A 5438-nucleotide genomic window follows, 5' to 3' on the forward strand; every position below is an offset into this window, starting at 1 on the left:
CCTATGATGGACTGGACCGACCGCCACTGTCGCGTGTTTCACCGGCTGATGACGCGGCGTGCCAGGCTCTACACGGAGATGCTGACATCAGGCGCCATCATCCATGGCGACCGCGCCCGGCTGCTCGGTTTCGATGCCAGCGAGCATCCGGTCGCACTGCAGCTCGGCGGTTCGGATCCGCGCGACCTCGCCACGGCTGCGAAAATCGGCGAGGATTTTGGCTACGACGAAATCAATCTCAATGTCGGCTGCCCGTCGGACCGGGTGAAGGACGGCCGCTTCGGCGCCTGCCTGATGGCGGAGCCGGCGCTGGTCGCCGAGGGCGTCCACGCCATGAAGCGCGCGGTCCGCATTCCCGTCACCGTCAAATGCCGGCTCGGCATCGACGATCAGGATCCGGAGGTGGCGCTCGATGCGCTGGCGCGCAGCGTCGTCGCCGCCGGCACCGATGCGCTGATCGTGCATGCCCGCAAGGCCTGGCTCAACGGATTGTCGCCGAAGGAAAACCGCGACATCCCGCCGCTCGATTACGACAGGGTGTATCGGCTGAAGGCAGCGATGCCGGATCTGCCCGTCATCATCAATGGCGGCATCGCCGATCTCGCCGCGGCCAAGGCGCACCTTGCGCATGTCGACGGCGTGATGCTGGGGCGCGCGGCCTATCACGATCCGTGGCGATTGCTGGCGGCCGATCCCGAACTGTTCGGCGAGCCGGCGCCATACAACGCCATGAAGGACGTGTTCGAGGCGATGGTGCCCTATATCGAGGATCAGCTCGCGCAGGGCACGCGGCTGCATTCGATGACGCGGCATTTCGTCGGCACGTTTTTCGGCGTGCCGGGCGCCCGTGCTTTCCGCCGCCACCTCGCCGAGAACGGCGTCAGGCCGGGTGCCGGCGTCGATGTGCTGCGCGATGCGGTTGCGCTAGTTGACGGCCGTGCGGTCGCGTCGATTGCGGCCTGAGACGTCGGGATAGCCGTGCAGCTTCAGTTTGTCGGCCTGAACGCCCCAGCTTTGCAGCCGGTCCAGAAAGCTCATGCCGAGCAGGTTGGTCTTCATCTGGCCGCGCGGCACCACCAGCGCCGGCACCGAACGCTCGACCAGCTTGCCGACGGCAAGCCGGTCCAGCGTCAGCCGCGCCGCCTTGGTATGGCCGCCGGCGGTTTCGACGTCGACATTGTATTCGAGCATTTCGAGCGGCAGTCCGATCGCCTTCGCGGTTTCCCAGGTCAGCACCACCGAGGTCGCGCCGGTGTCGATCACCATCGGGGCGGTGACGCCGTTGATCCTGGCGTGCAGGACGAATTCACCGCCTTGACGGCGCGGGATCTGGACGGCGTGCGCCGGCGATACGGTTCGATTGCGCAGCATGTCGGACACGCTGTCGCTGGCGCGCGCCAGCTGCTCCGGATCCCGATAGGCGATCACGGCGGTGGCGGTCACCGCCAGCATGATGAGAACGAGGATAAAGCGGCTCACAGCGGGCCTCCCGTGCAAGGGGAGGTGCACGTCAGTCCGGCTTCGGGGCGGCCGCCAGCTCGGGCTGCGCGATACCCGCGTCGGCCATGCGACCGGCGAGCAGCGCCATCACCGCATGCCGCTCCGCGGTGTCCATCCGGTGCCAGCGCGCGATCTCCGGCAGGGTACGTCCGCAGCCCAAACAAAGGCTGGTTCTGGGATCCATGATACAGACTGCGATGCACGGCGTTTCTTTGCTCATTCTGCGATAGTGAAGCGGTTTCGGTTGTCTGCGCAAGCGCTCCGGTCACAGCCCGGTGCCGGCGCTCATGATCGGCTTGTTGCGGATTCTCCGCTTGTCCTCGGCGGTCACGGTGCTTTCCGGCTGCAGCGGCGGTGCCTCCTCGGCCATCGGTGCCAGCGCCGACATCACGCGCTCCGGCGGGAAGGTGACGATGACTTCGGTGCCGATGCGCAGCTTCGATTTGAGCGTGAAGGTGCCGCCGTGCATGTCGATCAGGCTCTTGGCGATCGGCAGGCCGAGGCCGGCGCCCTGTTCGGCTGATTTGATCGAATTGGAGCCCTGGCCGAACGACGCCAGCACGATCGGGATTTCATCTTCCGCGATGCCGGAGCCGGTATCCTTGACGCTGAGATACTGTCCGCCGGACGCGGTCCATCCGACCTTGAGCCAGATCTCGCCGCCCTGCGGCGTGAACTTGATCGAGTTGGACAGGAGATTGAGCACGATCTGGCGGGTCGCGCGCTCGTCGCCCCAGATTCGCGGCATGCCCTGCTCGAACACCTCGTGAATGGTGATGCCGCGGCTGGAGGCGCGCAATTTCAGCAGATGGTGGCAGTCCGCCACCACATGCACCAGCGACACCGCCTCTTCGTTGAGTTCGTAGCGGCCGGCCTCGATCCGCGACAAATCGAGAATCTCGTTGATCAGGTTCAACAGGTGGACGCCGGAATTGTGGATGTCGGCGGAATATTCCTTGTAGACCGGAACGGCATGCGCGCCAAAAATTTCGCTCTTCATCACCTCGGAAAATCCGAGGATCGCGTTCAGCGGCGTCCGCAGCTCGTGGCTCATTTGCGCGAGAAACCGCGATTTGGCGACGTTGGCGGATTCGGCGCGATGCCGCGCCTCGTCGGAGATCGCCTTGGCCTGCTCGAGCTCGCCGATCAGCGCATCCTTTTCGGCGCGCGCCTCCAGCGTCGCCAGCGTCGTCGAATGCAGGCGATGGGCGAGCAGCGCGAAATATCCCTCGGCGGCCAGCGCGAGCAGCGCCAGCAAATAATTGTCGAAGGTGCCGCCCAGCACGAAGTTGATGGCGATGGCTGCCGTCACCGGCGCAGTCGCCACCAGGGCCGCGATCGGCAGGCTGGCCGCGAGCATGCTGGAGACCGCGATCACCAGCAGCATCAGGAACATCATCAGCGTGTTCGAGACCACGCCGGGGGTTGTCGGGTGGAGCAGGATCGCGGTCCAGCACAGGCCGTACAGGAGATCGAGCAGCACGAACCGCGTCCGCCATTTTTGCGTGGCGGTGAGGGAGGCCTGCTCGCCCAGGAACTTGCGGCAATTGCGGATGATGACGGCCTGGATGCAGAACATGCCGCAGGTCCATGCCGCGGCGGAGATCGGTTCCATGAAGAAGCCGAACAGCAGTCCGGTCGCCACCACCAGCAGCATCACGACGTAGGACGCCGAGATCCGGGTCTGGGCGTATTGCCGAAGCAGTTCGCGATCGAAAGCAGGGCGGGTTCCGCTGGTCGACGTTAACCTGTCACGGGCCTCGCGCACCCGCTGCGCGGCAACGCGGCGGTTGCTGACCGGCGCGGCGACAGGGGCTTCGGCCGGAAGTTGAACGACTTCGGGCTTTTCTGCGGGTTTACTCATCAAACAACACAAATCCTGCCCGCTGCACGCGCGGGCTTTTGCATTGTCTATCTCTGCCGCTAAATCATTAAGAGCTGACTTAAAGCGGTAAAGAATCCGGTTAACGAGGGGTTAAATTAACCTGTTGCGCGGGCTTCGCGCGGTCAGCGCCCTGCCACCCTGGCGCGTGGCAGCGCTGCTGTCGTAATCGACTGCCCGGGGGCGCATACGAGATTCGCACGACGACGGCCAACACGAATTCTTGATCAAGCGAAATTGCGCGGCATGAAAGCTTTTGGTTGCGTCTGACGTGCGCGAGCGTAGCCTGAGCGGACGAGGGCTGCTGGGCACCATACGGGATGGACGCCATGGCGAATGCAAGAGAACTCGATCGAGCGGTTGCCACATCCTGGCTCGCAGACCATTCCTGCCCGACGTCAGCGGCGGAAAGTCGAAGACCGCAATCAACTCATCAATGGAAAAAATAGTTACGGAGTGTGAACTGCTTCACCTCTCTCCGTCTGCTACCTGAGATATATGCAATTATACAAACTCAACCTGCTATGCCGCGCCGGTCGCCCCGCTTAGTTGCCTGCGGGAGACAGAAACAAGCTTCGATGACAAGGCCCTGAAGAAAGACCTGGATGGCCGTGCGGCCGTCCAAGGACCGCGCATTCACGATACCGGTCAAATTCACAGGAGGTCTGCAATGTCGAACCACAAATCCAAGAAACCGTCACGCCGTGTGAGCAGCAGCGAAAGCGATGACTGCGGATGTATGCCGTCGGCGTCCCATACGATGGCCGGGGAGAACGGGGAGCCGGAGACTCTTCATTTGATGCCGGGCAACGAGGATATCGGCAGCATATCGGCGGTCGGCATGCACGCGAACGATGACAATGACGGAGGCATGCCCGCAGGCATGATGGACGCTCGCGACGAGGACGCGGACGACGGCATGCCCGGAGGCGGGATGGGCGGGGGCGGCGGTGGCAATGGTGGTGGCGGTAAGGGTGGGGGTGGCGGCGGTGATGGAGACGGCAACACGCCGCGTTCGCGCAGTTGCGCGACCATGGAGGTGCACCGCCGACTGCTGTCGCGAGACCCGTCCTACGCCCGAGCCAGGGCCCAAATCGAAAATCAGGCCCGCATCCTCCAGCAAAGCGGAGGCCCGGCGGCACGGCCGGGGGTGACCCGCATCCCGGTCGTGGTGCACGTGGTGTCGAACACGGCAGCGCAAAATATCTCCGACGCGCAGATCGCCAGCCAGATCGATGTGCTCAATCGCGATTTCCGTCGCACCAATCCGGACGTCAGCAGCACACCGGCTGCGTTTCTGCCGTTGGCGACGGACTCCAGAGTCGAGTTCTTCCTCGCCAATGTCGATCCGAACGGCGCTCCGACCAACGGCATCACCCGTCGGCAGACAACGGTTGCCTCGTTCGGTTCCGACGATGCGGTCAAGTCTCAGGCGACCGGCGGCACCAACGCGTGGCCCGCGGACCGCTATCTCAACATATGGGTCTGCCAGCTTTCGGGCGGATTGCTCGGCTACGCACAGTTCCCGGGCGGACCAGCCGCGAACGATGGCGTGGTCATTCTTCACTCCGCATTCGGCACCGTCGGCACCGCCGCGCCGCCGTTCCATCTCGGCCGTACCGCAACCCACGAGATCGGCCATTGGCTGAACCTCAACCACATCTGGGGCGATGACGGCACCGGCTGCTCCGGCACGGACAACGTGGCGGATACGCCCAATCAGGGAGGGCCCAATACCGGCACGCCGACGTTCCCGCGTGTCTCCTGCAGCAATGGACCCAACGGCGACATGTTCATGAACTATATGGACTATGTCGATGATCCCGCGATGGTCATGTTCAGCGCGGGCCAGGTCGCCCGCATGCAGGCCTGTCTCGATGGTCCGCGGAGCTCGATCGGGTCGGCCGCCGGCGGCGCGCGTGCGAGTTCGTCGCCGGTGGTGTCGTGGGGTGCGAACCGGATCGACGCGTTCGTGCTGGGCAGCGACCGCGCGCTGTATCACAAATGGTGGAACGGCGCGGCCTGGGGCCCGTCGCTCACGGGCTACGAGAACATG

The 5438-nt window shown here is 64.3% G+C and carries 5 protein-coding genes; 2 read left to right on the forward strand and 3 right to left on the reverse strand.

What is annotated here, in order from left to right; all coding sequences use genetic code 11:
- Positions 1 to 3: 3 nt before the first annotated feature.
- Positions 4 to 963 (forward strand): tRNA dihydrouridine(20/20a) synthase DusA, encoded by a 960-nt coding sequence (gene dusA, locus Q7U29_RS08030; RefSeq protein WP_304740228.1) that lies wholly within the window; start codon positions 4 to 6, stop codon positions 961 to 963.
- Here the strand turns inward: dusA and Q7U29_RS08035 are convergent.
- The 3 genes from Q7U29_RS08035 to Q7U29_RS08045 are packed head-to-tail and all read right to left on the reverse strand — an operon-like array spanning position 925 to position 3364.
- Positions 925 to 1479, reverse strand: coding sequence for a TIGR02281 family clan AA aspartic protease (locus Q7U29_RS08035; protein WP_304740220.1), 555 nt, complete (start codon positions 1477 to 1479; stop codon positions 925 to 927). The genes dusA and Q7U29_RS08035 overlap by 39 nt on opposite strands.
- A 31-nt stretch (positions 1480 to 1510) precedes the next feature.
- Complete coding sequence (locus Q7U29_RS08040) at positions 1511 to 1720, reverse strand: DUF1289 domain-containing protein (RefSeq protein ID WP_304740222.1); 210 nt, start codon at positions 1718 to 1720, stop codon at positions 1511 to 1513.
- 45 nt (positions 1721 to 1765) lie between these two features.
- On the reverse strand, positions 1766 to 3364 hold the full coding sequence (locus tag Q7U29_RS08045) for a HAMP domain-containing sensor histidine kinase (protein WP_304740224.1): 1599 nt from the start codon (positions 3362 to 3364) through the stop codon (positions 1766 to 1768).
- Between the two features lie 688 nt (positions 3365 to 4052).
- Between Q7U29_RS08045 and Q7U29_RS08050 the strand changes: the two genes are divergently transcribed.
- The coding region (locus tag Q7U29_RS08050) for a zinc metalloprotease (RefSeq protein ID WP_304740226.1) at positions 4053 to 5438 on the forward strand (1386 nt) is incomplete at its 3' end.

The organism is Bradyrhizobium sp., assembly GCF_030654605.1.
Classification (GTDB): Bacteria; Pseudomonadota; Alphaproteobacteria; order Rhizobiales; family Xanthobacteraceae; genus Bradyrhizobium.